The 25,762-nt window shown below is 73.1% G+C and carries 20 protein-coding genes; 13 read left to right on the forward strand and 7 right to left on the reverse strand.

Annotation, left to right across the window (positions count from 1 at the left end; translation table 11 throughout):
* Positions 1–29 precede the first annotated feature (29 nt).
* Together IE241_RS17185 and IE241_RS17190 are read right to left on the reverse strand one after the other, a co-directional pair.
* On the reverse strand, positions 30–2,552 hold the full coding sequence (locus tag IE241_RS17185; protein ID WP_190022645.1) for a bifunctional lysylphosphatidylglycerol flippase/synthetase MprF: 2,523 nt from the start codon (positions 2,550–2,552) through the stop codon (positions 30–32).
* Positions 2,549–3,865 (reverse strand): alpha/beta hydrolase, encoded by a 1,317-nt coding sequence (locus IE241_RS17190; RefSeq protein WP_190022646.1) that lies wholly within the window; start codon positions 3,863–3,865, stop codon positions 2,549–2,551. Before IE241_RS17190 ends, IE241_RS17185 begins: the two co-directional genes overlap by 4 nt.
* 196 nt (positions 3,866–4,061) lie before the next feature.
* On the opposite strand from IE241_RS17190, the gene IE241_RS17195 reads away from it, so the two are divergent.
* From IE241_RS17195 to IE241_RS17250, 12 genes are all read left to right on the forward strand, one after another.
* On the forward strand, positions 4,062–5,021 hold the full coding sequence (locus IE241_RS17195; RefSeq protein ID WP_190022647.1) for a 2OG-Fe(II) oxygenase: 960 nt from the start codon (positions 4,062–4,064) through the stop codon (positions 5,019–5,021).
* Positions 5,022–5,500: 479 nt separating this feature from the next.
* Positions 5,501–5,668 (forward strand): hypothetical protein, encoded by a 168-nt coding sequence (locus tag IE241_RS17200; protein ID WP_190022648.1) that lies wholly within the window; start codon positions 5,501–5,503, stop codon positions 5,666–5,668.
* Between the two features lie 159 nt (positions 5,669–5,827).
* Positions 5,828–7,387 carry a radical SAM/SPASM domain-containing protein gene (locus IE241_RS17205; protein ID WP_190022649.1) on the forward strand — a complete coding sequence of 520 codons (1,560 nt, stop codon included), beginning with the start codon at positions 5,828–5,830 and terminating at the stop codon, positions 7,385–7,387.
* A gap of 12 nt (positions 7,388–7,399) precedes the next feature.
* The gene (locus IE241_RS17210; RefSeq protein ID WP_190022650.1) at positions 7,400–9,235 is read left to right on the forward strand and encodes a carbamoyltransferase C-terminal domain-containing protein; all 1,836 of its coding nucleotides are present in this window, start codon (positions 7,400–7,402) and stop codon (positions 9,233–9,235) included.
* Between the two features lie 70 nt (positions 9,236–9,305).
* On the forward strand, positions 9,306–10,196 hold the full coding sequence (locus IE241_RS17215; protein ID WP_190022651.1) for a phytanoyl-CoA dioxygenase family protein: 891 nt from the start codon (positions 9,306–9,308) through the stop codon (positions 10,194–10,196).
* A 52-nt stretch (positions 10,197–10,248) separates the two neighbouring features.
* On the forward strand, positions 10,249–11,574 hold the full coding sequence (locus tag IE241_RS17220) for an MFS transporter (protein WP_190022652.1): 1,326 nt from the start codon (positions 10,249–10,251) through the stop codon (positions 11,572–11,574).
* The gene (locus IE241_RS17225; protein ID WP_190022653.1) at positions 11,555–12,484 is read left to right on the forward strand and encodes an NAD(P)/FAD-dependent oxidoreductase; all 930 of its coding nucleotides are present in this window, start codon (positions 11,555–11,557) and stop codon (positions 12,482–12,484) included. Before IE241_RS17220 ends, IE241_RS17225 begins: the two co-directional genes overlap by 20 nt.
* Before the next feature lie 50 nt (positions 12,485–12,534).
* Positions 12,535–13,455 carry an SGNH/GDSL hydrolase family protein gene (locus IE241_RS17230; protein WP_229899398.1) on the forward strand — a complete coding sequence of 307 codons (921 nt, stop codon included), beginning with the start codon at positions 12,535–12,537 and terminating at the stop codon, positions 13,453–13,455.
* Between the two features lie 151 nt (positions 13,456–13,606).
* Positions 13,607–15,439: a carbamoyltransferase family protein gene (locus IE241_RS17235; protein ID WP_190022654.1), complete on the forward strand. Its 1,833-nt coding sequence runs from the start codon at positions 13,607–13,609 to the stop codon at positions 15,437–15,439.
* Positions 15,440–15,464: 25 nt separating this feature from the next.
* A complete protein-coding gene (locus tag IE241_RS17240) occupies positions 15,465–15,641 on the forward strand; it encodes a hypothetical protein (RefSeq protein WP_190022655.1) in 177 nt (58 codons plus the stop codon).
* 44 nt (positions 15,642–15,685) lie between these two features.
* Positions 15,686–16,774, forward strand: coding sequence for a PP2C family protein-serine/threonine phosphatase (locus tag IE241_RS17245; protein ID WP_190022656.1), 1,089 nt, complete (start codon positions 15,686–15,688; stop codon positions 16,772–16,774).
* A gap of 103 nt (positions 16,775–16,877) precedes the next feature.
* Positions 16,878–17,825 (forward strand): MBL fold metallo-hydrolase, encoded by a 948-nt coding sequence (locus IE241_RS17250; RefSeq protein ID WP_190022657.1) that lies wholly within the window; start codon positions 16,878–16,880, stop codon positions 17,823–17,825.
* A gap of 95 nt (positions 17,826–17,920) precedes the next feature.
* Here the strand turns inward: IE241_RS17250 and IE241_RS17255 are convergent, their stop codons facing one another.
* From IE241_RS17255 to IE241_RS17275, 5 genes are all read right to left on the reverse strand, one after another.
* On the reverse strand, positions 17,921–19,015 hold the full coding sequence (locus tag IE241_RS17255) for a hypothetical protein (RefSeq protein ID WP_229899400.1): 1,095 nt from the start codon (positions 19,013–19,015) through the stop codon (positions 17,921–17,923).
* Positions 19,016–19,247: 232 nt separating this feature from the next.
* Entirely contained in the window at positions 19,248–20,633 is a 1,386-nt protein-coding gene (locus tag IE241_RS17260) for a cysteine desulfurase (protein WP_190022658.1), read from the reverse strand.
* Positions 20,620–22,002 (reverse strand): family 2B encapsulin nanocompartment shell protein, encoded by a 1,383-nt coding sequence (locus tag IE241_RS17265; protein WP_190022659.1) that lies wholly within the window; start codon positions 22,000–22,002, stop codon positions 20,620–20,622. Before IE241_RS17265 ends, IE241_RS17260 begins: the two co-directional genes overlap by 14 nt.
* A gap of 251 nt (positions 22,003–22,253) precedes the next feature.
* Positions 22,254–22,973, reverse strand: a complete 720-nt coding sequence (locus IE241_RS17270; RefSeq protein ID WP_190022660.1) for a DUF998 domain-containing protein — start codon at positions 22,971–22,973, stop codon at positions 22,254–22,256.
* A gap of 37 nt (positions 22,974–23,010) precedes the next feature.
* A complete protein-coding gene (locus IE241_RS17275; protein WP_190022661.1) occupies positions 23,011–24,189 on the reverse strand; it encodes a DUF6777 domain-containing protein in 1,179 nt (392 codons plus the stop codon).
* A 274-nt stretch (positions 24,190–24,463) separates the two neighbouring features.
* Between IE241_RS17275 and IE241_RS17280 the strand changes: the two genes are divergently transcribed.
* Entirely contained in the window at positions 24,464–25,750 is a 1,287-nt protein-coding gene (locus IE241_RS17280; RefSeq protein WP_190022662.1) for a streptophobe family protein, read from the forward strand.
* Positions 25,751–25,762 lie beyond the last annotated feature (12 nt).

Consider the following 25,762-nt stretch of genomic DNA (forward strand, 5'->3'; position numbering starts at 1 on the left):
GAGCCGGTCGTAAGTCCGCCGCCGCCCGCTCAGGCGGAGAACTGCCGCATCAGCCGCACTCCTTGGGCCGCCGTCATGTGCGGCAGGTACGCCTTGCCGATGGCACGGGTGATGGCGGGGAGCGCGGCCGGGTCCGGATAGGCCATGTACATGGGGCGGTACTGCGGCTGGAACTTGGACTTGAAGGTCAGCAGCGACCGGAAGCCGTAGACCGGTTCGAGGACCTTGCCCCCGTAGTCCAGGATCCGCTGCAGCGCCGCCGGCGGCTCCTCCGTGGCCTTGCGGGCGAGCGGGGCGCCCGAGAGGCTGAGGAAGCGGGCGCCCTCCTCCTGGAAGCCCAGCGCGGCCGAGGCGATGAGGAATTCCATCGAGCCGCGGAAACCGGCGGCCCGGCGGCGCATGAAGTCCAGCGTCCAGCCGACCGGCCGGCCCTCTTCGTACACCGGCATCCAGCTGGTGATCCCGTGCACCGTGCGGTCGCCGTCCACGGCGATCAGGCAGCGCACCGACCGGTCGTCGAGCTCGTCCAGGCCGCCGAGGGTGAAGCCCATCTCCGGCAGTCCCTTGTCGGCGACCCACTCCTCGGAGATCGAGCGCACCTGGTCGGTGAGGGCGACCGGGGCGTCGGGGTAGGACCACCACTCGGCGGTGATGCCCTCCTTCTTGGCCTTGTTGAGGGCGGTGCGCACGTCCTGCCACTTCTTGCCGGTGAAGGCGAGGTCGGGCAGGGGCACGACGGTGTCCTCGGCGACCTGCACCGAGCGCCAGCCCAGGGCCTCCGCCGCGGTGCGGCACTCCTCGCCGACGCTGTAGAAGCACGGCGTCCAGCCGCGCTCGTCGCAGTGGCGCGAGAAGCCCGCGACGGCGGCGGCCCGCGCGTCCGGCGCGCCGAAGGGTTCGCCGGTGGTCAGGGCCACGGTGGCGATCACGCGGTAGGCCACGGCGGCCCGGCCCTTCGCGTCGAACCAGTAGTAGTTGCCGTCCCAGGTGGTGAGGTAGCTCAGCGTCGAGCCGCCGTGCGCGACGAGGAGTTCGCGGGCGCGCACGGCGGCGTCGGCGTCGGTGTGCAGGCGCGGGCGGCGGAAGGTGACCAGCAGCGCGATCAGGGTGACGAGCCAGAAGAGGAGGCCGCAGTAGTGGAACAGGGCCTGCGCGGTCCTGCCGACCGGGACCGGCCAGTCGGTGAAGGTGGCGAGCAGCGTCGGCGGCAGGAACTCCGACGCCAGACCGGAGAAGAGCACCGAGGGCGTGGCCTCGGGGTCGTACTGGTCGCGCACCGCGTAGCCGATGCCGACGTACACGGCGCAGGCCAGCACGAGCGCGCCGCCGGTCACGGCCGCGAGTCCGCGCGTCGCGGAGCGCGGCAGCCGCAGGTCGAAGCGGGCGCGGGTGACGATCAGGAGGACGACGATCAGGACGGGCAGCAGCATCTGCTCCGCGAAGGCCTGGGCGTAGGTGGAGCGTTCGGCGGGCTCGGCCCATCCGGCGGGGTGGCTGAGGAAGTCGTGCAGCCACCAGGAGAAGAGGGCGATCCAGGCGAGGTGGACGAGCACGGCCAGCGCCCAGGCGAGCCTCAGCCCGCGGCGCAGTCCCTCGGCGAGGACGAGCATCAGTGCGGGGACGAGCACGGCCATGACGGTGGCCGGGGAGTCGTAGAAGTTCCGCAGGGCGTGGACGAAGTGGCAGTCCTCCTTGGAGGCGGCGCAGGCGTCGGCGACCTCCTGGCCGGTGGGCTGCACGGAGACGTAGATCTGGAAGGAGTTGAGGGGCCCGTAGGCATCGCGGTAGAGGATCGCGACCATCGGGCCGATGGCCGCGGCGGCCACGACGAGCGCGACGAGGACGCGGGCCTCGGTGTGGGAGGAGTGCCGCAGGCGCCAGGGCCCGGTCCGGTGGTACAGCAGGGCGCCGATGACGAGGCCGACGACGGCACCGCCGAGGCGCAGGACGCCTTGGAGGTGGCCGACGTAGAGGGCCATGACGAGGGCGAAGGCGACGATGCCGAGGCGGGTGCGGCGCCGCCACAGGGCGGTGAGCCGGTAGCTGAGGACGCCGCCGACGGCGAGGGCGCCGACGGTCGGGGAGACCGCGAGGTAGCCGGCGAGCTCCTCCAGCCACCACTCCCCCGCGAGGTTGCCGGCCTGGACGATGCCGACGCCGAGGAGCGTGCCGAGGATCTGGCCGCCGAGGAGGACGGCTGCGGTGCGGGCGACGCCCAGGCGCCGCTCGGAGGGGGTGACGAGCAGCAGGATGATGACGGTGGCGCCGATGTAGCCGCCGAGCCCGGGGCACCACAGCAGGGAGCTCGCGGGGGTCCACCAGCGTCCTTCGGCGAGTGCGGGGACGCCGGCGCCGACGTGTTCCATGCGGTGCCGGCCCGGCCCGCTGCCGAGGCTTCCGGTGACCGCCCCGACGATCCACAGCACCGCGAGGAAGGCGAGGGTGAAGGGGGCGTGCCGGACGGGGACCAGCAGCCGGTCGAGGGTGACGCGCCAGGGGTGGGTGCTGTCGCCGGTGGTGGGCGCGGGCGGCGGGGCGGTGGTCTCGCTCATCGGGTCAGCCCCGTCTCCCGGGAGATCCACGGCAGTTGCCTCTCCAGGCCGGGCCGCCAGACCTGCCAGCTGTGCCCGCCGGGGAGCAGGACCCACTCGGCCCGCATCCCGGCCTTGACGGCCGCGTCGTAGACCTTCCGCTGCTGCGGCCGGTAGGTGCTGTCGCTGCTGCCGGCGACGAAGGCGGCCTTCGTATCGGGGAAGCGCTGCCGTGCCATGACGTCGAGGGGGTTGACCGCGGTGAAGGCGGCCTCGTCGCCGCCGAAGGCCTTGTCGACGGTCTTCTGCCGGCTGCCGAGCGTGGGCGCCTCCTGGCCGGAGATGTCGTTGACGACCCCGTAGACCTGGGGGGCGTTGACGCCGAGCTGGATCGAGCAGGTGCCGCCGAAGGAGATGCCGGAGATCACCCAGGAGGTGCGGGCGGCGGCGACCTGGAGGTGGGAGCGGATCCAGTCGGGGACGTCGGCGGCGAGGTAGGTCTGGACGTTGCCCAGCCGGGAGTCGAGGCAGAGGGTGTTGGCGAACTGGGAGCCGAGCGGGTCGACGACGACGACCACGGGCGCGAGGCCGCGGTGCTCGCGGGCGAAGGCGTTCATCATGTCGACGAGCCGCCCGGAGTTGATCCAGTCGTCGGGAGATCCGGGCTGGCCGGCCATGAGGACGACGACGGGGAGCAGGGGGCGCGGGATGGCCCGGTAGGCGGGCGGCAGGTAGACGTAGGCGCTGCGGGCGTCGAAGCCGGACCGGGTGCCGGGGACGGACGACTTGGACAGGGTGCCGTTCTCCGGCATGCCGGGAGGCGGGCGCCAGACGTCGGCGACGGTCTTGCCCGCGGGGACGCGCAGGGCGGGTTCGGTGCGGCCGGTGGCTTCGGTGATGCTCGTGGTCTTCGTCAGCCAGGAGTTGAGGGCGGAGCGCGCGGTGGGGTACTGGTCGAAGTGCCGGTTGACCTCGGAGGCCCCCAGGAGCACGACCAGGAGGCCGGCGAGGGCGGCGCCGGCCCGGTACCGGGGGCGCAGCAGCGGGATGCGGAAGGCGGCGAGGCAGACCCCGAGGACGGCGATCCCCGCCCAGATCACCACGCTGAGGGGCAGGGGGTCGGGGAAGGGCTGCCACCAGTCGTCGACGGCGGTCCGCAGGAGCCAGGTGAGGACGGCGGCCAGCAGGACGGCGAGCGGGGCCCACCGGGTCCACCAGGTGCGGCGGCGGGAGAAGAGGAGCACCGCGAGGGCGCACAGACCCACGGCCAGCAGGGTGACCGGAATCCATCCGCTCACCAGGGACCAGTCCAGCGGGCCTGCCGCGATCCGCATCCGACGCATCTCCCTGAAAATGCTACATATCTCCATAAAGGCAGCAACTCGGGAACGCACGCCGGCAGCAGCTCGGCAACGCACGCCGCGGCTCTTGCCAGTGGCCGGGCCCGGTGGGAGATTCTCGGTGGCCCCGTCCGGCCGTTCAGCCGAATGCGTTCTCCTTCACAAGAGATGCCTCCATAGGAGATGCCTCGTGTCCACGACGTCGAAAGGGAGCGGCAGAGCCGGCGCACTCGCCCTGCCCCAGGCCCCCGACGGATTCCGTAAGGTCCTCAAGGCGTTGCACGCCCGGGCTCCCCTGCGCAGCGCCCGGCTGCCCGCGGAGCCGCCGTGGCGGAGCCGGTTCGTCTCGACCGGCGCCGCCGGGCCGGTGACCTCCCTGCAGGAGTTCGGCTATCGCGAGGAAGAGCTGTGGCACTGGAAGGGGCGGGCCGACGCCGCCGCCCTCGCAGGACCGTGGCGCGTCCTGACGGACGAGGGCCTGGACTGCCTCGCCACGGTGTGCGGGCAGCTCGAAGTGGCGGCGCAGGACGCCGGGTTCACCGCGACGCGGCGGCTGCGCGCCGCCGACCTGCTCTCGCCGTTCATCGCCCGCATGATCCGCGACCGGGACTTCCTCCTCGTCTGCTCCAGGCTGGTCGGCATTCCGCTGATCCCCCATCCGCTCCGGTTGCCCACGGCCCAGATCAATTACGGCGAGGGCCGCGGGCGGCAGGGCGGCGTCCGCTGGCACCGCGACGGCATGGACTACGTCTTCACCATTCAGCTGAGCGGCTACGAGGACTACGAGGGCGGCCGGTTCACCTACTTCCGGGGACGCGCGGACGAATTCCCCGGCCCGGGGCGGGAGGATTCCCGGTTCCGCGAGGCGGACTGCGGGGAGCGCGGCGCGACGCTGTTCCTCCACGGCAGCCGTATCTTCCACGCGGTCACACCCGTGACGAAGGGCCGCCGGGTCACCCTGGTGATCTCGCTCTTCTGCCCTTATTTCGCGCGCCAGGATTCGAATACGTTCTGGCATCTGGCGGCCGACGACGGGATTGCCGCCACCGTTCCCGGCTGGCTGCGCCTGAAGTGGCCGGTGCGGAATCCCGCCGTGGATTACGGCCTGCGCGCGGGCAGCCCGGTCATCACGTGGGACGACCTGCGCTAGGCCCGGGGCGTGCACGAAGGCGCGTCCGGCGGGCGCCGGGCGCGCGCGGGCCATCCGGCGCGCTCCCCCGCGTACGCGCACGGCCGCAATGCCGCGGGCAGGGAAGAGCGCCGGGCGGCGCAGGAAAAGAGTGGGCCACAGATCAACTTCCCTCCCGGCGCCGTTCCCCTCCCGGACCGTAACGGCCCGTAAAGCGCTGGCATTTGATCCATGCCATGCACATGCATATCCGGCAAGGGGAGCGGAAGGGCCGCTTTTCGCATGATGCCTGGTGAGGCCGGAATCCCGCACTCACCACACGGCCGCCCGCACCCTTTTCGAACAGGAATCCATGTCATCCGTATGGTCATCACATCGCCCTCGATCAAGTAATACGCTCCGAAAAAAGTGGCCGGAACAAATATCCCTCGGCCCAACCCGGCCATGATTCGCTGACCGCGTATGTACGCATACCGCCCGACCACGGCGAGGAGAGACTGATGGCCGAAGTCAAGAAGATGATCACTCCGACACCCACGGCGTCGTCGCGTCCCTGCGGGTTCGTCTCGCCCGACAAGGGCAACGCACCGACGATCACGCCGGTACCGAAGGCGGAGTCGGTCTGTACGGACGCCTCCGGGACGAAGGCGCCGGCCACGCCCGCCTAGCCGTCCCGGCGCACCGGTTCCGACGGGCCCGCCGCGATCCACGCCCGCGGCGGGCCCGTTCCACGAGCGCGCTCCCCGGCCCGGAGCCCGCGGCACGGATGACCTGCCGCGCCCCCGGCCACGTTCGATCCCGCACCGTTTCCAGGAGGAAGTCCACCGATGTCGGCTCCGGTTTACCAGTCCTCCCGCTACGTCCGTACGATGCGCACCGCCCAGGACCGTGACTTCGCCCGGTTCGGCGGCCGGCTCGACGCCTACGACGGCACCGAGCGCACGGTGGCCTTCCACTCCCTCTTCGGCAACGCCCGCCTGGTGGACCGCGATACGGTCGAGCTGCTCCGCGAGGCCGCCGGCGGCATCCCCCTGGACCTGCTGCGCGAGCGGGCGGGCCGCGAGGCCGTGGACAGCCTGATCGAGGCGCAGTACCTCGTGGAGGCCGGGCACGACGAGGCGGTGCAGATCGACGAACTCCTCGCCGCCCGGGGCGAGGCGCTCGGCAGCGGCGTCTTCCACTCCTCGATCCAGCTGGTGCTGACCAACGCGTGCAACTTCTCCTGTCAGGGCTGTTTCGCCTACAACTTCGACGGCGGCGTGGAGGAGCGCAACACCTCCGGGGAGTCCGTCAAGCCCGGCCCGGTCCTGGTCCAGCTGCGCACCGCGCGCGGCGACAGCGCACCGACGCTCGCCCGCGGCGACTGGAACGAGGGCACCGACGGCGCCCGCAACCCCTCGATGCACATGTCCCCGCAGGTGGCGGAGAAGACGCTGCGGGAGGCGGTGGCGCTGCGCAAGGCCAACGGCGGCGGCGAGCTCACCGTGTCGTTCTTCGGCGGCGAGCCGACGCTCGCGCGGGGCACCATCCTGCACATCCTGCGCACCTTCGGGCACTTCCACGACGGCGTCTCGCTCTCCTACGACATGACGAGCAACGGCTCGCGCATCGACGCCGAGCTGCTGCAGGCGCTCGCGGAGTACCGGGTCTCCACCACCGTCTCGATCGACTATCTCGTCCCCGAGACCGGCGAGTTCCGCGGCGGGCAGCAGCAGCGCACGCCCTGGCCGGTGGTGCGCAAGGCCATCCTCGACATGAAGGCCGCGGGCGTGCCCGTCAGCATCACCACCGTCCTGTCGCAGTACACGTGGGACAAGTGGGGCACCCCGCTGATCGACTTCGTCGCCGAGGCCGGGCTGGACTCCCTGGACGTGATCGTCTCCTTCCAGGCCCGCGAGTTCTTCGAGCGGCACAGCCCGCACGACGTGGCGCAGAGGCTGCTGTCGGCCGTCGACTACGGGCGCGAGCGCGGAGTGCAGCTCAGCGGCTACTGGTACCAGACGTTCCAGATGATCGCGGACGAGGCGAAGTGGGCCGCCCAGGCGGACTACAAGACGTGCCCGGCCGTGGGCCGGCAGCTGTCCATCGAACCCAACGGCAGCGTGTTCGCCTGCAAGGCGACGGCGCGCAAGCTGGGCACCATCGACGACTGGCGGGGCGTGTTCAACTCCTCGGCCTACCGGGACTACGGCATGCGCGCCTACACCAACGGGCCCGGCTGCCAGGGATGCGAGCTCCAGGGCACGTGCTCGGGCGGCTCTGCGGGCGCCCTGGAGGAGGAGAACGGATCCATCCAGATCATGTCGCCGGGCTACTGCGCGTACATGCGCGAAGTCGTGCAGGGCCTGCTGGAGCGCCACCACGCCCAGTTCTGCGCGGGCGTCTGAGGAGCCCGGCCGATGCCGACGATCGGTCTCAACTTCGGGCACGACGGGGGCGCGGCGCTCGCCCAGGCACGGGGGCTCCACGTCATCGAGGGCGAGCGGCAGGTGGGGCTGCGCCACGTGTGCGGCGGCAACGCCCGCTTCGCCGGGGAGATCGGCGACTGGGTGAACCGGCTGCACGCGCTCGCGCGCGGCCCGGTCACCGCGGTCGCCGTCGCCGACTGGTACACCCCCGCCTGCCGGATCCTGCCCACCGGGCTCGTCGAGCTCGTCTCCGAGGACATCACCTGGAGCCGCCCGGGCGACGCCCTGGCCACCTCCGTGCTGCGCCCGGTCAAGTCCGTGGACTGGCCGCTCGCCGACGGACCCGCAGGCCCCCTGCCCGTGGTCGCCGTGCGCCACCACTATGCGCACGCGGCCCTGGCGTACCACACCTCCGGGGCGGCCAAGGCCCTCACGCTCGTCCTGGACGGCACCGGCAACTACGCCGAGTGCGGCATGGTGTGCCTGGGTGACGGCCCGTCGCTCACCCCCGTCCTGTCCTTCAACAACCGCACCGGCCCCCGCTTCGGGCTGGTCTACGAGGCGCTGGCCCGCAGGGTGCACGGCGGGCAGTTCGACACGGGCAAGCTGCTGGGCCTGGCGGCCACCGGCGCGACCGATCCGGAGCTGCTGCCCGTACTGCGCACGATGCTCGCCGGGGAGCGCGCCCGGCGTACCGCACCCGGCCTCCTCGCGCCCCTCGGCGGCGAGGCGCCCGCGGGCAGCGCCCTGCGCTACGAGGACACCTGGTATCCGTACGACGAGGACGCGGGCGGCTACCTCGACGGGCTGCTGGCCGACGCCACCGACGACGACGTGGTGCACTCCTACGGCGGGGTGTTCCCCGACGAGATCCGCACCCCGCGCGGGCACCGGTACCTCGTGGGCCACAGCCCGGGCGACCCCGTCTGCCGCACCCTGGCCGCGACGCTCCAGACCGCCGTGGAGGTGGATCTCGCCCACCTCGTCACCGGGCTGCACGAGCGCTGGCCGGACTATCCGGCGCTCTGCTACGCCGGGGGCTGTGCCCTGAACATCACGGCGAACACCTGCATCGCGGAGAGCGGCCTGTTCACCCGGGTCTCCATCCCCACCTGCTGCGACGACTCCGGGATCGCGCTGGGCGCGGCGCTGGCCGTGGCCGCGCCGGAGGACCGGCCGGCGGCCGGCGGCGCCCCGCCGGGGGCGGCGCTGGCCTACTGCGGCCCCGGGCTCACCGTGCGCGACCCGCTGCGCACCGGGCGGACCCGTCTGACGCTCGCGAGCGACGCCGCCCTCGTCGACCACGTGGCCGGGATGCTTGCCGGGCGCAAGTGCGTGGCCTGGCTGGGCGGCGGGATGGAGACCGGGCCGCGCGCCCTCGGGCACCGTTCGCTGCTCGTCTCGCCGCACTGGACCGGCGCCCGGCGCCACGTCTCGCAGACCATCAAACGGCGCGAGTGGTTCCGCCCGGTGGCCCCGCTGTGCCCCGCCGAGGTGGCCGGCGCGTACTTCACCGGCCCGCTCGACCACACCGACAGCATGCTGTTCGCGGTGCGCGTCCGCGAGGAGGCCGCGGAGCAGCTCGCCGAGGTGCGGCACATCGACGGCACCGCGCGGCTGCAGACCCTGCACGCCGCCGAGCACCCGCTGCTGCACCGCCTGTGCCACGCGGTGGCCGGTCACACCGGGCTGCCGATCCTCATCAACACCAGTGCCAACGGCGGCGGACGGCCCATCCTCAACGACCTCGGGGACGCACTGGAGCTGCTGGACACCACGGCGCTGGACGCCGTCGTCCTGCCCGACGAGCGGGCCGTCATCACCTGACGGCCCCGGTGCCCGCCCCGCCCCGCCCGCAGAGCACGAACACGAACACGAGTCACAAGGAGCACCGGACATGGCGAGGACCCAGCTCAGGGACATCCGCAAGGAGCTGCCCCTGCGTGTGCTGTCCCCCGAGGACTGGGAGCACTGGACCACCCGCGGCTACGTCGTCGTCCGCGAGGCCGTGCCCGCCGGCAACGTGGAGCGGCTGGCGACGGCGCTGTGGGAGTTCGAGGACATGGCTCCCGGCGACCCCTCCACCTGGTACGCGGGCCGCACGGACAACCAGCGGCTGCCCGGCCACAGCGGGCTGGTGGAGATCTACAACCACCAGGCCATGTGGGACAACCGGCAGACGCAGCGGGTGTACGACGCCTTCGTCGACATCTGGGACACCACCGGTCTGTGGGTCGTGATCGACTTCGCCAACGTCAACCCGCCGAACCGCGGCAGCCGTGCGTTCGGCGGGTTCGTCCACTGGGACGTCGACACCTCCCGGCGGCCGCTGCCCATCAGCTGCCAGGGCGTGCTCTCGGTCAGCGAGGGCGACGAGGAGATCGGCGGCTTCCAGTGCGTGCCCGGCATCTTCGAGAAGCTGGACGGCTGGCTGGAGGAGCAGCCGCCGGACCGCGACCCGATGACGCCGGACATCACCGGATACGAGATCGAGACGCTGCGCGTGGACCCCGGCGACCTGATCATCTTCAACAGTCTGCTGCCGCACGGAGTGCGCCCGAACAGCTCCGCGGACCGGGTGCGTATGGCACAGTACATCTCCATGGCGCCCGCCCTGGAGGACGACGCCGCGCTCCGGGACAGCCGCGTACGGTTCTGGCGGGACCGGATCCCGCCGCATGAGCACGAGCACCACGGAAGCCCTCGCAAGAAGGAGCGCGAGCTCTACGGGCGCGCCGAGCTCACTCCGCTGGGCGAGCGGCTCCTGGGGCTCACGAGTTGGTCGTGACCGCGCCGGGCGGCGGGGCGGCGGTGCGCGGCCTGACGCGGAGTGAGATCCCTTGACCGAGACCGGGGCACCGGCCCGCAAGCCCGTGCTGGGCAGCCGCTTCCGCTGGCTGTGGTCGTCGTCCGTGGCGTCCAACGCCGGGGACGGCGTCACCCGCACCCTGCTGCCGCTGCTGGTGGTCGCGAGCCACCCGCAGCCGATGGTGGTGGCCGGGCTCACGGCCGTCAACATGCTGCCGTGGCTGCTGTTCGCGCTGCCCGCGGGCGTCCTGGCGGACCGTCACGACCGGCGGCACATCCTGCTGGTCAGCAACGTCACGCGCGCGACCGCGCTGCTGGCGGCCGTCGCGGCGTTCGCGGCGGGCACGTCGCTGGCCGTGCTCTACGTGCTGTCGTTCGTCCTCGGGATCGCCGAGACCCTGGCGGAGACCGCGGCGCCCGCGATGCTGCCCGACATCGTGGAATCGGAGCACCTGGAGCACGCCAACGGCAGGCTGTTCGCCCCCCAGATCATCCTCAACGAGATGGCGGGCCCGCCGCTGGCCGGCCTCCTGGTCGGGGTCGGCGCGACGCTGGCGCTGGCGACGGGCGGTGCGCTCTACGGGCTCGCCGCGGTCCTGCTGCTGGGCCTGGCCGGCGTCAAGGCGGCCCCACGCACCGCTGCCCCGCCCGGCACGTCCGCGGCCCGGTCCCTGTGGCAGGACCTGCGCACGGGGGTCGCCTTCGTGCTCACACGGGCGGCGCTCACGCGCACGCTGGCCGCCAGCGCGCTCTACGGCCTGGTGTACTCCGCGACGTTCTCGATGCTGGTGCTGCTCGCCTACCGCACCCTCGGCCTGCACGCCACCGGCTACGGCCTGCTGCTGACCGCCGGCTCCGTCGGCTCGATCGCCGGGACGTGGCTCGCGCCGCGGCTGGCGCGGAGGCTGCCCACGCTCGTCCTGGCGCAGTGGTCGCTGATCCTGTCGGGCGCGGCCTACGCGGGGCTGGGCCTGGCGGGAAACGTGGTCCTCGCGGGGGCCGCGATCTTCTGCAACGGCATCTTCATGATGAGCTGGAACATCCCGGTCCTGTCCCTGCGCCAGCGGTTCGCGCCGCCGGAACTGCAGGGCCGCGTGATGAGCGTGTCACGGCTGTGCTCGTGGGGAACGATGCCGATCGGAGCGGCCCTCGGCGGCCTGCTCGCCCGCACCACGTCCGTCACCACCGTCTTCGTCTCGTCCGGGGCCGTCCTGATCCTGGGATCCGTCGCCCTGCTCGCGCCGCTGCGCCAGGACATGCTCACCGGCGAACAGCCGGAGTCCTCCCGCGTACCGCATCGAGATCAGCAGCAGCACACCGACACCGAAAGAGGAGAGCATGACCGCGGAAGCGTATGACACCGTGATCGTCGGCGGCGGCCCGGCGGGCCTGGGCGCCGCGCTGTACCTGGGCAGGTCGCGCAGGCGCGTCGCGCTCGTCGACTCGGGCGACGCCCGGAACATGGCGGCGGGCGTCATGCACAACGTGCTCACCAACGACGGGGTGACCATCGCGGACTTCCGGGCCCGCGCCCGCGCCGAGATCTCCCGCTACGGCGTGGAGTTCCTCGACGACGAGGTGATCACCGTGGCGCCCGAGGGCGACCGCCTGGTGACGACGGCCAAGGAGGCCGGGGCGCTCAGGAGCCGCACGGTGCTCTACGCCGCCGGCGTGCGCTCGAAGCTCCCGGACGTGCCGGGGCTCGCCGCGCTGTGGGGCAAGGGCGTGTTCGAGTGCCCGTACTGTCACGCGTACGAGGTGCGGGACGGGCACTTCGGCGTGTACGGCGGTGCGGTGCCCGGCGAGTGTCTCGCCGCGACCCTGACCGCCTGGACGTCCTCGCTCACCTATCTCTCGGACCGGCGGGAGCTGCCCGAGGAGGAGCAGGGGTTCCTGGCCGCCTCCGGGGTGAAGATCGTGCCCGAAAAGATCGCCGCGGTGGCCGCGCACCCCGACGGCGTCGCCGTCGATCTGACGGACGGCAGCGTCCTCACGTTCACGGCCCTCTTCCTGCACACGGACACCGAGCCGCGCGTGGAGCCGCTGCGCCCCTGGCTGCAGGCCGCCGACCTCACCTCGGTCCAGACCGACGAGCGCGGCCGGACCTCGCTCCCCCGCCTGTACGTGGCCGGTGACCTGGGCAAGAACATGCAGCAGGCGGCCATGGCCGCGGCCAGCGGCGGGCTCGCCGCCATGGCGATCAACGCCGACCTGGTCCGCGAGGACCGGCCCGGCGCGCTCTACGACCTGCCGCCCGCCGCCCACTGACACGCCGGCCCGCCGCCTGCCGCCCGGACACCCGAGGAGAGCCCTGCCCCATGAAGTCCCCGCGCGCCGAACTCGTCCCCCACATGGAGCACTACACCTTCGTCCTGGAGGACCAGCCCTACATCGGCTTCTTCCAGTACGGCAACGAGCGGACCCCGGTGTACTCCACCGACTCCTGCGGATTCCGGGTCACCCACACGGCGGACGGGCCGGCGACGGTGGCCGACGGGCGCCCGCCGGGGCCCGTCCGGCTGCTGGCCGGCAGCTCCGCGGTCTTCGGCGTGGGGGCGAGCGGGGACCACGCGACCGTCTCCTCCCGGCTGGGCAGCCATCACGCCCCCGGGCTGCCGTGGCTCAACTTCTCCGGACAGAGCCTGAATTCCGCGCAGGAGCTGATGCTGCTGACGCTCTTCCAGCACCTGCTGCCCGAGGTGGCGGAGATCGTCCTCTTCTCCGGCGTCAACAACCTCGTGCTCAGCCGCCTGCCCGCGGCGCAGCACGGCCGGCACGGCGCCTTCTTCGAGTGCGGGCCCGCGCCGGACGCGTCCGCGGTGCCGGGCCCGGCCGAGCGGATCGCGCACGCCACCGGGCTGACGGTCCGTCACCTCGGCGGGTGGAAGCTGCTGGCACGGGCGCTCGGGGCGCGGCTGACGTTCGTCCTGCAGCCGCTCGCGCCGTGGGTGCGGGAGGAGCCCGCGCCCCAGGAGAAGGCGCTGTTCGACGAGCTGGACGACGTCTCCAACTGGCGCCGCCTGCACAACGACATCGCCTCGATGGACGTCGGCCGGGCCTACGCGGCGGCCCTGCGCGAGGGCTGTGCGGCGCTGGAGGTGCCGTTCCTCGACATGAACGAGGCCCTCGGGGCGGCGACGGGGCCTGCGGACTGGCTGTTCGTGGACCGGGTGCACTGCGTCGACGCGGGGTACGACGCGATCGCCCGCGTCCTCGCCGACCGCCTCGGCCCGGCCTGAGAACACACAAGAACGCACAGCCTGAGAGGAGGGACCGTATGGCACTGCTCCGCAGGATCCTGGCACGGCTGCTGCGCCGCAAGCGGGCGCTGAAGCCGCAGCCGGCGGACGACGCTTCCATCTATCCCATGTTCTGATCCGGGGGCGCCGCGTGACGCAGCTGGTTCTCGGCCTGTCGGCCTTCTATCACGACAGTGCGGCCGCGCTGGTCGCCGACGGCGTCCCGGTCGCGGCCGCGCAGGAGGAGCGGTTCAGCCGCAGGCGGCACGACCCCTCCTTCCCTCACGAGGCGGTCGGCTACTGCCTGCGGGAGGCCGGGGCGGAGCTCGGTGACGTCGCCGCGGTCGCCTACTACGAGGACCCGGCGCTGAAGTTCCGGCGGGTGCTCGCGACATACGCGGGGGCCGCGCCGCACGGCCTCCCGTCGTTCCTGGACGGGCTGCCGGCGTGGCTCGGCTGGAAGCGGCACGCCACCCGTGCGGTGCGCGAGCACCTCGCGGGGCCGGAGGGCCGGGCGGTGCCGGAGGTCGTGGCGCGGCGCCACCACGAGTCCCACGCCGCGTCCGCCTTCTTCGCGAGCCCCTACCCGTCCGCCGCCGTGCTGTGCGTCGACGGCGTCGGCGAGTGGGCGACGACGACCCTGTGGCAGGGCGTGGGCACCCGTCTGCGGCACCTCGCCGAGCTGCGCTTCCCGCACTCGCTGGGGCTGCTGTACTCGGCGTTCACGTACTTCTGCGGCTTCAAGGTCGACTCGGGCGAGTACAAGCTGATGGGCCTCGCGCCGTACGGGACGCCTCGGTTCGCGCCGCTGATCCGGGAGCGGCTGATCGACGTCAAGCCGGACGGCTCGTTCCGGCTGGACCTGCGCCGGTTCGAGTACCTGCGGGGGCGGGTGATGACCGGCCCCGGTTTCGAGGAGCTGTTCGGCGGTCCGCGGCGGCTGCCGGAAGGGCCGCTGACCGAGCGGGAGTTCGACCTGGCGGCATCGGTGCAGCAGGTCACGGAGGACGTGGTGGTGCGGCTGGCGCGCACCGCGCGGCGGCTGACCGGGGAGCCGCGGCTGTGCCTGGCCGGCGGCGTCGCGCTCAACTGCGTGGCCAACGGCAGGCTGCTGGAGGACGCGGGCCTGACGGAGCTGTGGGTGCAGCCCGCGGCCGGTGACGCCGGGGGTTCCCTCGGGGCGGCGCTCGCCGAGGCCCACGAGCGGGGAGCGCCCCGCCCGCACCTCGGCTCCGGGCACGACGCGATGGCGGGCGCGCTGCTGGGCCCGGCGTACTCGGACGACGAGATCGGCGCGTACCTGGACGCCCACGGCATCCCGTACGAGCGCCCGGGCTTCGACGGCGTGGCGCGGCAGGTGGCCGGTGCGCTGGCGAGCGGTGCGATCGTGGGCTGGTTCCAGGGCCGGATGGAGTTCGGGCCGCGGGCGCTGGGCTCGCGGTCCATCCTCGCCGACCCCCGCGACCCGGGCATGCAGTCGGCGCTCAACCTGCGGACGAAGTTCCGCGAGTCGTTCCGGCCGTTCGCGCCCGCCGTGCTCGCCGAGGACGCGAAGGACTGGTTCGACCTGCGCCAGGAGAGCCCGTACATGCTGATCGTGGGCAGGGTCGCGGCCGCGCAGCGGCTGACCGCCGAGGTGCCGGAGGGGGTGCGCGGCCTGGATCTGCTGCACGTCCCGAGGTCGACCGTCCCGGCGGTGACGCACGTGGACGGCTCGGCGCGGGTGCAGACCGTGGACGGACGCCACCCCCGGCTGCGCGAGCTGCTGCTGGCGTTCAAGGAACGCACCGGCTGCCCGGTGCTGGTGAACACGTCGTTCAACGTGCGCGGCGAGCCGATCGTCCGTACGCCGCGCGAGGCCTACGCCTGTTTCATGCGGACCAACATCGATCTGCTGGCGCTGGGCGGGTTCCTGCTGCGCAAGGAGGAGCAGCCGCCGTGGCACGAGGAGCGGGACTGGCGTGACGGGATCCCGATGGACTGACTGCCGGGGAAGGAGGTGTGACGCCGTGCGGACGGTGCTGCTGACCGTGGTGTACTACCTGGCCGTCACCCCGTGGGGCTGGTGCCGGCGCAGGGTGCGCGATCCGCTGGCGCGGCGGTGGCGGCCGCGCGCGGAGACCTACTGGCACTTCGCGCCCGGGGACGGGGCGGGCACGGAGGCGGGGGCCGCCCGGAAGCGCTGACGGGTTGCGGGCGGGCCGGGTGTGGCTGATGGTGGACATCAATCATGACGCACGTCACCGGCCCGGACGGTCAGCCCCAGGCGCCGCGCCTGCCGCACCGCGCGCGGCTCCTCGTCGTGGCGGCGTACGTCCTGCTGGCCGCCGCCGTCGGGATGGACCTGGCGGAGAGCCCGGAGTGGACGGTGTCCCCCGTCCTGGCCACGGCGCCGGTGCTGGCCAGCATCGGGACGCGGCGGCCGCGGGTGCCGCTGTTCGTCGGCCTGGGCGCGCTGGCCCTCGTCGCCCCGCTGGCGCTCGCCGACGACGAGGTGCCGATGCTCGTCCATCTGACGTCGGGGTTCACGGTGCTGGCCATCACGTCCGTCAGCACTGCGAACGTGGTGCTCGTCGCCACGCGCGAGCGGGAACTGCTGGAGTCGCGATCCGTGGCGGAGGCCGCGCAGCAGACCCTGCTGCGGCCGCCGCCCGAGCGGCTGGACGGGCTGCGGGTGGCGGTGCGCTATCTGGCGGCCGCGGCCGAGGCGCGCGTGGGCGGGGACCTGTACGAGACGCTGGTGACGCCGTTCGGGACGCGGCTGCTGCTGGGGGACGTACGGGGCAAGGGGCTCGCCGCGATCGACACGGCCGCGGCGGTGCTGGGGACGTTCCGGGAGGCGGCGCAGGTCGAGTCCTCCCTCGCTGCCGTGGCGGGGCGTCTGGACGCCGCGATGGGCCGGCGGCGGCCCGGCGAGGAGTTCGTGACCGCGGTCCTGGTGCAGGTGGCCGGGCCGGGCCGGGCGGAGCTGGTGAACTGCGGCCATCTGCCGCCGTTGCTGGTCCGGGCGGGCCGGGTGCGCGAGGTGCCGGCGCCGGTGCCCCAGCCGCCGCTGGCGCTGCTGGGTCTGGTGGACGACGCGTACCGCGGGCAGGCCTTCGTGTTCGAGCGGGGCGACCTCCTGTTGCTGTACACCGACGGGGTGACGGAGGCGCGGGATGCGGCGGGCCGCTTCTACCCGCTGGCGGAGCGCCTGGCAGGCATGCCGGAGACGGCCCCGGCGGCGCTGCTGGACCGCGTCGTCGCCGACCTGCTGGCCTACGCGGGCGGCGAGCTGTCGGACGACGCTGCGCTCCTCGCGGTGCGGCGGGAACAGTAGAGCCGTTCAACGAGTCGTTCGACGAGTCGTTCGACGAGCCGCTCAACACAACGCCGGTATCTGCCTCTTGGCGGTTCCGCCTGCGGTGCCTAGCGTCGTTGGCATGCAGACGATCACCTTGGGCGGAGTGGACATCACCCGCATCGTGGAATGGCACGCGCCGGTCGCACCCACTCCCGCCATCTTTCCTTCCAGCACCCCGCGGATGTGGAAGGAGAACGAGTCGTGGCTGGCGCCGGACTTCTGGCGGCCGGCCACCGACCAGCTGGTGTGCAACGTGCAGACGTGGGTGCTGCGCAGCGAGGGCCGTACGGTCCTCGTGGACACCGGCCTGGGCAACGACAAGGAACGGCCGCACATGCCGGACTGGTCGCATCTGAAGACCGGCTATCTGGAACGGCTGGCCGCCGCCGGGGTCCGCCCCGAGGACGTGGACGTCGTCGTCAACACCCACCTGCACTCGGACCACATCGGCTGGAACACCCGGTTACGGGACGGCGTATGGGTGCCGACGTTCCCGAATGCGACGTATCTCGTCGCCCGGGCCGACTTCGACTACTGGAACCCGGAGGGGCCGCACACTCCCCGGGGCGTCCTCGGCGACCTGAGCCTCGCCGAGGGCGTCGCCGAGGTGTTCGAGGACAGTGTGCTCCCGGTTCAGCGGGCCGGGCAGCTGGTGCTCTGGGAGGGCGGGGGCCACCGCATCGACGCGGGCCTGAGCCTGCAGGCCGCTCCCGGGCACACGCCGGGCTCGGCCGTGGTGCGGCTGGAGTCGGGCACGGAGCGGGCCCTGTTCATCGGCGATCTGGTGCACAGCCCGCTGCAGATCGCCGAGCCCGACTGCGACACGTGCCTGAGCGAGGACCAGGCGCAGGCCACCCGCTCCCGGCGGCGGATCCTGGAGGAGGCCGCCGACACCCGCGCCCTGGTGTTCCCCGCGCACTGGCCGGGCCACGGGGCCGCCGAAGTACGCCGGGAGGGCGGGAAGTTCGCCCTCGCCCGCTGGGCGGCGTTCGACCGGACGGAGGACGGGGACCCGGGTCCGGCCTGACGCGGCCGGCGGTCCCCGGCAAAGCCGGCGGGCCGGCCCTTCCGGAAGGGCCGGCCCGCGGTGTCACAGCGCAGGTGTGTCACTGCGCAGGTGCGCTACTTGCCCGACGTCTTGCCCGCCCGGATCGTGAAGGGCAGGTCCTGGTGGAAGAAGGACGAGTCGCCGTTGCCCACCGTCAGGCCCGCATCGGCCTTGGTCACGTCGCGCGGGGCCGATCCGGCGACGGCGACCCGCAGCCGGTAGGTGGCGCTTGCGCCCGGCGCCAGCGGGCCCTTGGTGACCGGCAGCAGCGCGGCGCTCATGCCGGGGTCGCAGCCGCCCGCGACGAGCTGCACGCGCTCCCAGCCGTGGCCGGGCCGGTACTGCTGCAGGACGAGGTCCTTGGGTGCCAGGGCGTGGCCGGTGCCCGCGCCGTAGGCGAAGTAGGAGGCGTACAGGGAGGGGTAGGGGCGGTCGGTGGTGTTCTTCACCGTGAGGGTGAAGGGGGCGCTCGCCGCGCCGCCGCGGTTCAGCCCGGCGCCGCTCTTCCAGCCGCCGACCGAGACGTCCGGCCGGGTGGCCTTGGCGGTACGGGCCGGGGCGCTGTAGGTGCGGCCCTTGCCGTCCTCGACGGAGGTGGTGACAGTGACGGTGCCCGGGCGGTCGAGGTCCTGGAGGCGCAGGGCCACGCTGTGCGGGCGGGCGGCGCTCGCATCCGTGGTGAGGGGGAAGGTGAAGACGCCGTGCGTACCCGAGCCGGAGGGACGGGTCTTCAGGTCCGTCCAGCTGTGGGTCTTCGGCACGTAGCGCTGGATCACGAGGGAGTCGGTGCTGAAGCCGCGGCTGCGGACGTCGAGCCGGACGGTGCCCTTGGAGACGGGCGTGCGCAGGGTGACACCGGAGCGCGACCACAGGCCGATGGGCAGCTGGGAGGGCAGGCTGAAGGAGATCTTCTCCGCAGCGGTGCCGACCGCGGCCGCCGGCGGCTCCGCCGTGGCGGCACCGGCGGCCGCGGCCTCGGCGGCGGACGGCAGGCGCGCCTCCTGGTCACTGCCGCAGGCCGGTGTCGTCTGCGTGCTGCCGGCGGCCGGTATGGCCGCGGCCGTCCCGGGCGTCCCCGCGACGAGGATCAGCCCGGCCGCGAGCGCGGCCACCGATCCCATGGCGCCCCGCACCGCCGGCGACCGCCGCTGCGCGACTCTTCGTGACATGTACCGCCCCCTGCTTCCGGGTCGTACGCACACTCGTGCGTCTCTGACGTACGAGATTGTCTTCCGTAGCTGATGGTTCCCTGTGCCACCGGAAATACCGCGGAATCTCGTAGTTGTGCCGCGCATCGGTCCCGCGCGACACCCCGGATGCCGCAAGCCCGGGGCGAAAGCATGCCCCGGCGCGGTGCGCCGGGGCAGCTCTGTGCAGTGGTCCGGGGGATGTGAGTGCGGATCAGACGGCGGCCTGCGCCTGCATCTGCGTGAGCGCGGCGGCCAGCTGGTCCACCTCCTCCGCCGTGTTGTACAGGGCCAGCGAGGCCCGGGTCGCGGCCTCCAGCCCGTAGTGCCGCAGCGAGGGCTGGGCGCAGTGGTGGCCGGCGCGGACGGCGATGCCGTCCTGGTCCAGCCGGCGGGCCACCGTCATCGGGTCCTGGCCGGCGAGCGTGAAGGTCAGCACCGCGATCTTCTCGGCCGCGCTGCCCAGGACGGTGAGACCCGGCACCGCGGCGAGGGCCTGCTGGGCGTGGCCGAGCAGCGCGGTCTCGTACGCGGCGACCGCCTCGCGCCCGAAGGAGGTCAGCCAGTCGATGGCGGCCTTGAGCCCGACGACGCCGGAGATGTGCCCGGTGCCGGCCTCGAAGCAGTGCGGCACCGGGGCGTAGGTGACGCGGCCGAACTCCACCTGGTCGATCATGTTGCCGCCGCCCTGCCACGGCGGCATGGCGGCCAGGACCTCCGGCTTGCCGTACATCGCTCCGATGCCCGTGGGGGCGTACAGCTTGTGCCCGGAGAAGACGTAGAAGTCGCTGTCCAGGTCCTGGACGTCCACGGGGAAGTGGGCGACGGCCTGGGCGCCGTCCACGAGCACCTTGGCGTTGTAGCGGTGGGCCAGCGCCGTCATCTCCTTCACCGGCGGCACCGTGCCCAGCACGTTGGAGGCGTGGCTGATGGCGACGAGCTGGGTGCGGAAGGAGAGCAGGTCCGCGTAGGCGTCCTGGTCGATGCTGCCGTCGGGCAGCAGCGGGATCGGCACGACCCGGGCCCGCCGCTCCTTGGCGATCATCTGCCAGGGGACGATGTTGGAGTGGTGCTCCAGGGTGGAGACGAGGATCTCGTCACCGGGGCCGAGGTTGGCGCGTCCCCAGCTCTGGGCGACGAGGTTGACGGCCTCGGTGGTGCCCCGGGTGAAGACGATGGTGTCGGGTGACGGGGCGCCCAGGAAGCCGGCGACGGCGGCCCGTCCGCCCTCGTACATCTCGGTGGCCTCGCGGGCCAGGGTGTGCGCACCGCGGTGGATGTTGGAGTTGGCGGTGGCGTAGTAGGCGGCCAGGGTCTCGATGACCTGGCGGGGCTTCTGGGTGGTCGCGCCGTTGTCGAGCCAGACGACGGGGCGTCCGTTGACGGGCCGCTGCAGGACGGGGATGTCCTGCCGGGCGGCCTCGGGGGTGAAAGCGCCGCTGCGGGTGGCCGCGCTGCCCGCGGTGGGCTGCCGGGGCACGGACGGCGGCGTCATGCCGGGCGCCTGGACGCCCGGTGCCTGCAGGCCCGGCACCTGCCAACCCGGCATCGGGGCCATGCCCGGGGCGTGCGCGCCCCACGACATGTCAGGAGTAGTCATGGTACTTGGACACCTCGACGTTCTGGAGCACGGCGAGGGCGTCCTCGACCAGCACCGCGGCGTTGAAGTAGGCCGTCATCAGGTACTGGGTGATGCCCTTCTGGTCCATGCCCATGTTCCGCATGGACAGGCCCGGCTCCACCTCGTCGGGCACCTTCGAGGGGCGCAGGCCCACCACGCCCTGCTCGGCCTCGCCCATGCGCATCAGCAGGATCTCGGTGGTGCCGGCGCCGTTCGGGCCGGTGATGCGCACCTTGTCGGAGGGCAGCAGCGGGACGCCGCGCCAGGTCAGCAGGGGGCCGCCGAAGCGGTTCTCGATGACCGGGGGCACGCCCCGGCGCGTACATTCGCGGCCGAAGGCGGCGATGGCGCGCGGGTGGGCGAGGAAGTAGGAGGGCTGCTTCCAGACCTTGCTGAGCAGCTCGTCCATGTCGTCGGGGGTCGGGGCGCCGGTGCGGGTCTGCACCCGCTGGCCCGGGGCGACGTTGTTGAACAGGCCGAACTCGGGGTGGTTGAGCATCGACCGCTCCTGGCGCTCGCGCAGCGCCTGGACGGTGAGGTCGGCCTGGGCCCGGGTCTGGTCGATGGGCTCGTTGTACAGGTCGGCGACGCGGGAGTGGACGCGCAGCACGGTCTGGGCGAGCGTCATGTGGTACTCGCGGGGGACGTCCTCGTAGTCGACGAAGGTGCCCGGCAGGTCGGGCTCCCCGACGTGCCCGGCGGTGAGGTCCACCGGTACCTCGGAGCCGGGGGCGGCCCGCTCGCCGGCGTTGAAGGCGGCGAGGGCGGCGCCCAGGGCCTCGTCCCGCTCGGCCAGCCGGGCCAGGTCGGCGCGGTCGGCGCAGAGCGCGGTGCCGGGGGTCAGAGCCTGGACGCGGTAGGGCGCGGGGCGGCCGTGGGACCAGGAGTCGAGGTCGAAGAACTGACCGTCGCCGACGACCTCGAGGAGCGCGTCCTCGCCGTAGCGGCCGGTGGCCCGCTTCTCCGCGCGGCCCTGGACGAGGACCCACAGCCTGCCCGTGGTCTCGCCCTCCTGGACCAGGGTCTGCCCGGCCTCGAAGGCGACCTCGGTGAAGGAGGAGGCCAGTTCGCGCAGGAGGTCCTCGCCCGCCTCGCGCAGGTAGGGGATCTCCCGCAGGTCCTCCGGGACGACGTGGTGGGCGTCGTCGTTCCTGTACGTGGTGATCCGGTCGTCACCGAGTATGAAGGTCCGCCGGCGGTTGACGCGGTAGACGCCGGACTCGACGTCCACCCACGGCAGGGCACGGAGCAGGTAGCGGGGCGTGATGCCGCGCATCTGCGGGGTGGTCTTGGTGGTGGTCGCGAGCTGCCGTGCCGCGTCCGGGCTGAGACTCAGCCGATCGTTCATGAGGACCTCCTCGGTGTGGGTAACGAGGATGATCGTCTTGTTGGAAACATTGCGTTCACAAGACTGCAGCAATGTGTCATGGCTTTAAATCACTGCCGGTTGACGAAGCGACAGATTCGTTCAGGAGTGAACTCGCCCTGTCCGGTGGGTTCCTGATCAGGTTCGTTTTCCGGACGGACTCCGGGACGCGCGGCCGGACGGGGAGCTTCCGAAGTACTGCACCCTCGCGCACAATCGACCGGATCCGATCGTCACGCGCCGCTGTCATGACGGCACTCGCCGCGATCTCCGAGCGAGGCGGCCAGCAGGGCGAGCCATACGCCGACGAGCACCAGATGGGCACGCTGCGGGATGCCGTGCCAGCCCGGCCGGCCGATGAGCGGGCCGACCGTGGCCAGGGCGGTCGTGAGGGCCACGGCCAGGACCCACGGTCCCCAGCGGCGGATCAGCGGCCAGCGGGTGCCGCCCGCCGCGGCCGTCACCATCAGCGCCATCGAGGCGAACAGCGCCGCGTGGGCCAGCGCGCTGGTGGCCGTGTGCCAGGGATTGACCACCTCGCAGGCCCTGTTCACCGAGGGTGCACAGTGCATCGGCACGACGACGTCCGCCACGGAGGAGGAGGCGAAGGCGACCAGTGCCCAGCGCCCGGCAAGCGCCCACCGGCTGCTGCCCGGGGGCCGGGGAAGCGGAGCCGCGCCCACGGCCACGAGCACGGCGGTGGCGATCTCGATCGTGCCGAACAGCACGTGGAAGCGCTGGTCGGCGGCGTAGAGCTCGCTGACATAGGAGTGCCGGGCATCCAGGCCCGTCGGCAGGAGGAACTCCAGCAGCCAGGCGTTGTACGCCACCGCCGCCGCGGCCAGCAGCCACGCCGGGCGCGCTTCGCGCGGGACCGCCCGGGCCCCGGCGGCGGCCGGGGCCGGGCCGGGGCCGGCCTCGTGCAGCCGGGAGGCGGGCGGCGCGTCACGCATCGGAGGCGGTCTCAGGCCCGCCGCCGGACGGCCCGGTTCATGGCGCCCCTCCGGATCCGGCGTTCCGGTTCTGCGGGCCGTACCCGCCGGGACCCGGCTCGGTCGGCTGATTCGGAGAGGGCGGCGGGGCCGTGGGCGACGACGGCGGGGCGGACGACGGCTCCGACGGCTCGCTGCTGCTCGGCTCCGCCGACGTGGGCAGGGCCGGACCGGACGTCACGCCGCCATTGGGGGGCGGGATGCGGCGATCCTGGCTGCCGTCGGTGCCGACCGGCCGTTCGAACCACTCGCCGGTGCGCGGGTCGTAGATGATGATCACGACGATGACGGTGCGGGCCGGGGCGACGGCGACCGTCTGGGACGACTTGTATGTGCTCCAGGTCTGTCCCTTGGTCTTCTGGCTGCCCTTGATCGCGACGGGCGGTCCGAGCGGGTTGCCGCAGGCGCAGCGCACCCGGGGCACTCCCCGGTTGTCGGCCAGGACGGCCGTGCCGGCCTGCAGGACGGACTGGTAGGCGGTGGCCGAGCCGTTCTTGTAGCCGTGGTTGGTGACGCGGGTGTCGGAGCGCAGCTGCACGGGGGTCAGGCGTCGCAGATAGTCGGGGATCTCACCCGGCTGGATGTCCGCCGCGCTCGCGAAGGCGCGGGACTTGGCCTGGTCCTTCGTCAGGTAGCCGATCTGCCGTTCGACGTCGCAGCTCGATTCGTCCTCGCTGCCGCCGTAGAGGCCGGGGCTGGAGCCCTCGACGGTGCGGGTGCCGCCCGGGGACGGGACGACGGGGGCCGCGGTCGCCTCCTTCGCGCCCGTTTGGTTGGCGGTGGAGGGGGTGAAGGGGTCCTTGCCCTCGGCCGAAGCGGGCTGCAGGAAGACCTCGCCGCCGCCCTCCGGCCGGAGGAAGAAGACCGCGAGCGCCGCCACGACCACCACGGCGCCCGCGACGAGGGCGACTCTGGGACCGGAGCGCCACCAGGGGCGGCGGGGCTCGGAAAGCGGTCCGCGGGGCGGGCCGGAATCGCCGGGCGGCGGCGGGCCGGAACCACCGGGTGGCGGCGTGCCCGGGGGGCCGCCCGGGGCGCCGCCGGACGTGGGCAGGTCCGCCCGGGTCGGCTCGGGCGGGGTGGGCGGGCCCGCCCGGCCGGATTCGCTTCCCCCTCCGGAGAGGGGGCCGGACGGCGGACCGGTGGGGCGGTCTGATGACGGTGGTTCGGACGACACGGGCCCTGCTCCTCCGTTTGGTCCTCTGCTTAAGTCCTGTGCTCAAGTCCTGCGCTGGGATTGCGCCGCCCCCGTGATCATTGTGTGCCGCAGACCGGCACGGTCCGCAAGCGGGGTTCGCCCGGGGAGGGGGCACGGGAGGGGTGCACAGGAGGGGTGGCCCGGGAGCGGATTCCCGACAGGTGGAGCGGACCGCCCGGGCGTACGTTGAGCTTCCGGGCCTCCTCCGCCGGAGCCCGGGCACCCGACCCCCGACGAGGCATGCGGAGGCAGTGTGAGCCAGCCGCCCAAGGGCGTGCCCTCCTTCGTCCGCCCCTGGTGGGACGCCTTCGCGGCCGTGGCCGCCGCGGTGGCGGCGATGTTCGCCGTCGCCGCACTGGGCCTGTGGGCCGCAGGCGCCGACGGGCTGCCGGGCGCGTTCCCGGCCGTGACCGCGGCCACGGTCGTCTCGGCCGTGGGCGGAACGGTGGAACTGTCCGGCGGCGCGGGCGTCCTGGGCCGCACGGGGGCCGCTCTCGACGTCGTGCCGCTGTCGGTGACCCTGGCCGGCGCAGTCGTCCTCGCCGTCCTCTTCCTGCACCCCCTGCGGCACCATGCGGTGACGGACGGGCGCGAACTGCTCGCCCGCGTCGCCCGTACGGCCGTACTGTGGCTGATCGCCCTGCTACTGATCGCCCTCGGCGCGCGGCACACCTTCCGGATCGACCTGGGCGACTCGCTCCTCGGCGACATCGGGGAGGCTCTGGACATCTCCCCCAGCGTCGGCTTCCGCGTGGCCGTGGGGCCCACCCTCGGCTACGGGCTGCTGTGGCTGCTCGTGCTGCTCGCCGTGGCGGTCGCGGCCTCCCGCAAGACGCCGCTGCCGTCGCGGCTGCTGCGCTTCCAGGACCCGGTGCGGCCCGCCGCGTTCGCCGTACTGGCGCTGCTGCTCGGCTACGTGCTGCTCGGCCTGGCCGTCGGGCTCGTGGCCGCCGCCACGCGCGGCGACCCGGCGGGGACCATGGCGGCGCTCCTGCTCGGTCTGCCCAACCTGGCCTGGCTGGCCCTGGGCCTCGGCCTGGGAGGTTCCTGGGACGGCCGCGTGCCGGGCACCTCCCTCGGGCTGCCCATGCCCAAGGCGCTGACGGCGGTGCTGCGCGAGGGCGGTGACGGACCGTCCACGGTGAACATCTCCTCACTCGCAGAGCACGACGGGCGGGTGTGGCTGCTGGTGGCCCTCGCCGTGGTCGCCCTGCTCGCGGCGGGGTTCCTGCTGGCCGTACGGTCGCCCGCGGCGATGCGCCCCTGGGAGCATGCGGTGCAGATGGGAGTGGCGCTGGCCGTCACGCTGTTCGTCATCGGCCTCCTCACCCGCATCTCCGCCCGCGTCGGACTGTCGCTGCTGGGCATCGGCGACCTGTCGTCCTTCGGCGGCGAGGTCACCCTGCGGCCGCACCTGCTGACGCTGACGGGCCTGGGCCTGCTGTGGGGGCTGGTGGCGGGCTACCTGGGCAGCCTGCTGTCCCGGAGGGTCGGACGCCGGGGCCTCGCGGAGGAGGCCGGGGGGCCGGAGCGGGGTTAGGCGGTGCGGTGC

This window comes from Streptomyces hiroshimensis (assembly GCF_014650335.1).
Classification (GTDB): Bacteria; Actinomycetota; Actinomycetes; order Streptomycetales; family Streptomycetaceae; genus Streptomyces; species Streptomyces hiroshimensis.

Bases quoted from the DNA above. Each gene is read 5' to 3' on its own strand.
- IE241_RS17185 (WP_190022645.1), bottom strand. From the start codon at position 2,552: ATGAGCGAGACCACCGCCCCGCCGCCCGCGCCCACCACCGGCGACAGC.
- IE241_RS17190 (WP_190022646.1), bottom strand. From the start codon at position 3,865: ATGCGGATCGCGGCAGGCCCGCTGGACTGGTCCCTGGTGAGCGGATGG.
- IE241_RS17200 (WP_190022648.1), top strand. From the start codon at position 5,501: ATGGCCGAAGTCAAGAAGATGATCACTCCGACACCCACGGCGTCGTCG.
- IE241_RS17205 (WP_190022649.1), top strand. From the start codon at position 5,828: ATGTCGGCTCCGGTTTACCAGTCCTCCCGCTACGTCCGTACGATGCGC.
- IE241_RS17210 (WP_190022650.1), top strand. From the start codon at position 7,400: ATGCCGACGATCGGTCTCAACTTCGGGCACGACGGGGGCGCGGCGCTC.
- IE241_RS17215 (WP_190022651.1), top strand. From the start codon at position 9,306: ATGGCGAGGACCCAGCTCAGGGACATCCGCAAGGAGCTGCCCCTGCGT.
- IE241_RS17225 (WP_190022653.1), top strand. From the start codon at position 11,555: ATGACCGCGGAAGCGTATGACACCGTGATCGTCGGCGGCGGCCCGGCG.
- IE241_RS17230 (WP_229899398.1), top strand. From the start codon at position 12,535: ATGAAGTCCCCGCGCGCCGAACTCGTCCCCCACATGGAGCACTACACC.
- IE241_RS17245 (WP_190022656.1), top strand. From the start codon at position 15,686: ATGACGCACGTCACCGGCCCGGACGGTCAGCCCCAGGCGCCGCGCCTG.
- IE241_RS17250 (WP_190022657.1), top strand. From the start codon at position 16,878: ATGCAGACGATCACCTTGGGCGGAGTGGACATCACCCGCATCGTGGAA.
- IE241_RS17255 (WP_229899400.1), bottom strand. From the start codon at position 19,015: ATGTCACGAAGAGTCGCGCAGCGGCGGTCGCCGGCGGTGCGGGGCGCC.
- IE241_RS17260 (WP_190022658.1), bottom strand. From the start codon at position 20,633: ATGACTACTCCTGACATGTCGTGGGGCGCGCACGCCCCGGGCATGGCC.
- IE241_RS17265 (WP_190022659.1), bottom strand. From the start codon at position 22,002: ATGAACGATCGGCTGAGTCTCAGCCCGGACGCGGCACGGCAGCTCGCG.
- IE241_RS17270 (WP_190022660.1), bottom strand. From the start codon at position 22,973: ATGCGTGACGCGCCGCCCGCCTCCCGGCTGCACGAGGCCGGCCCCGGC.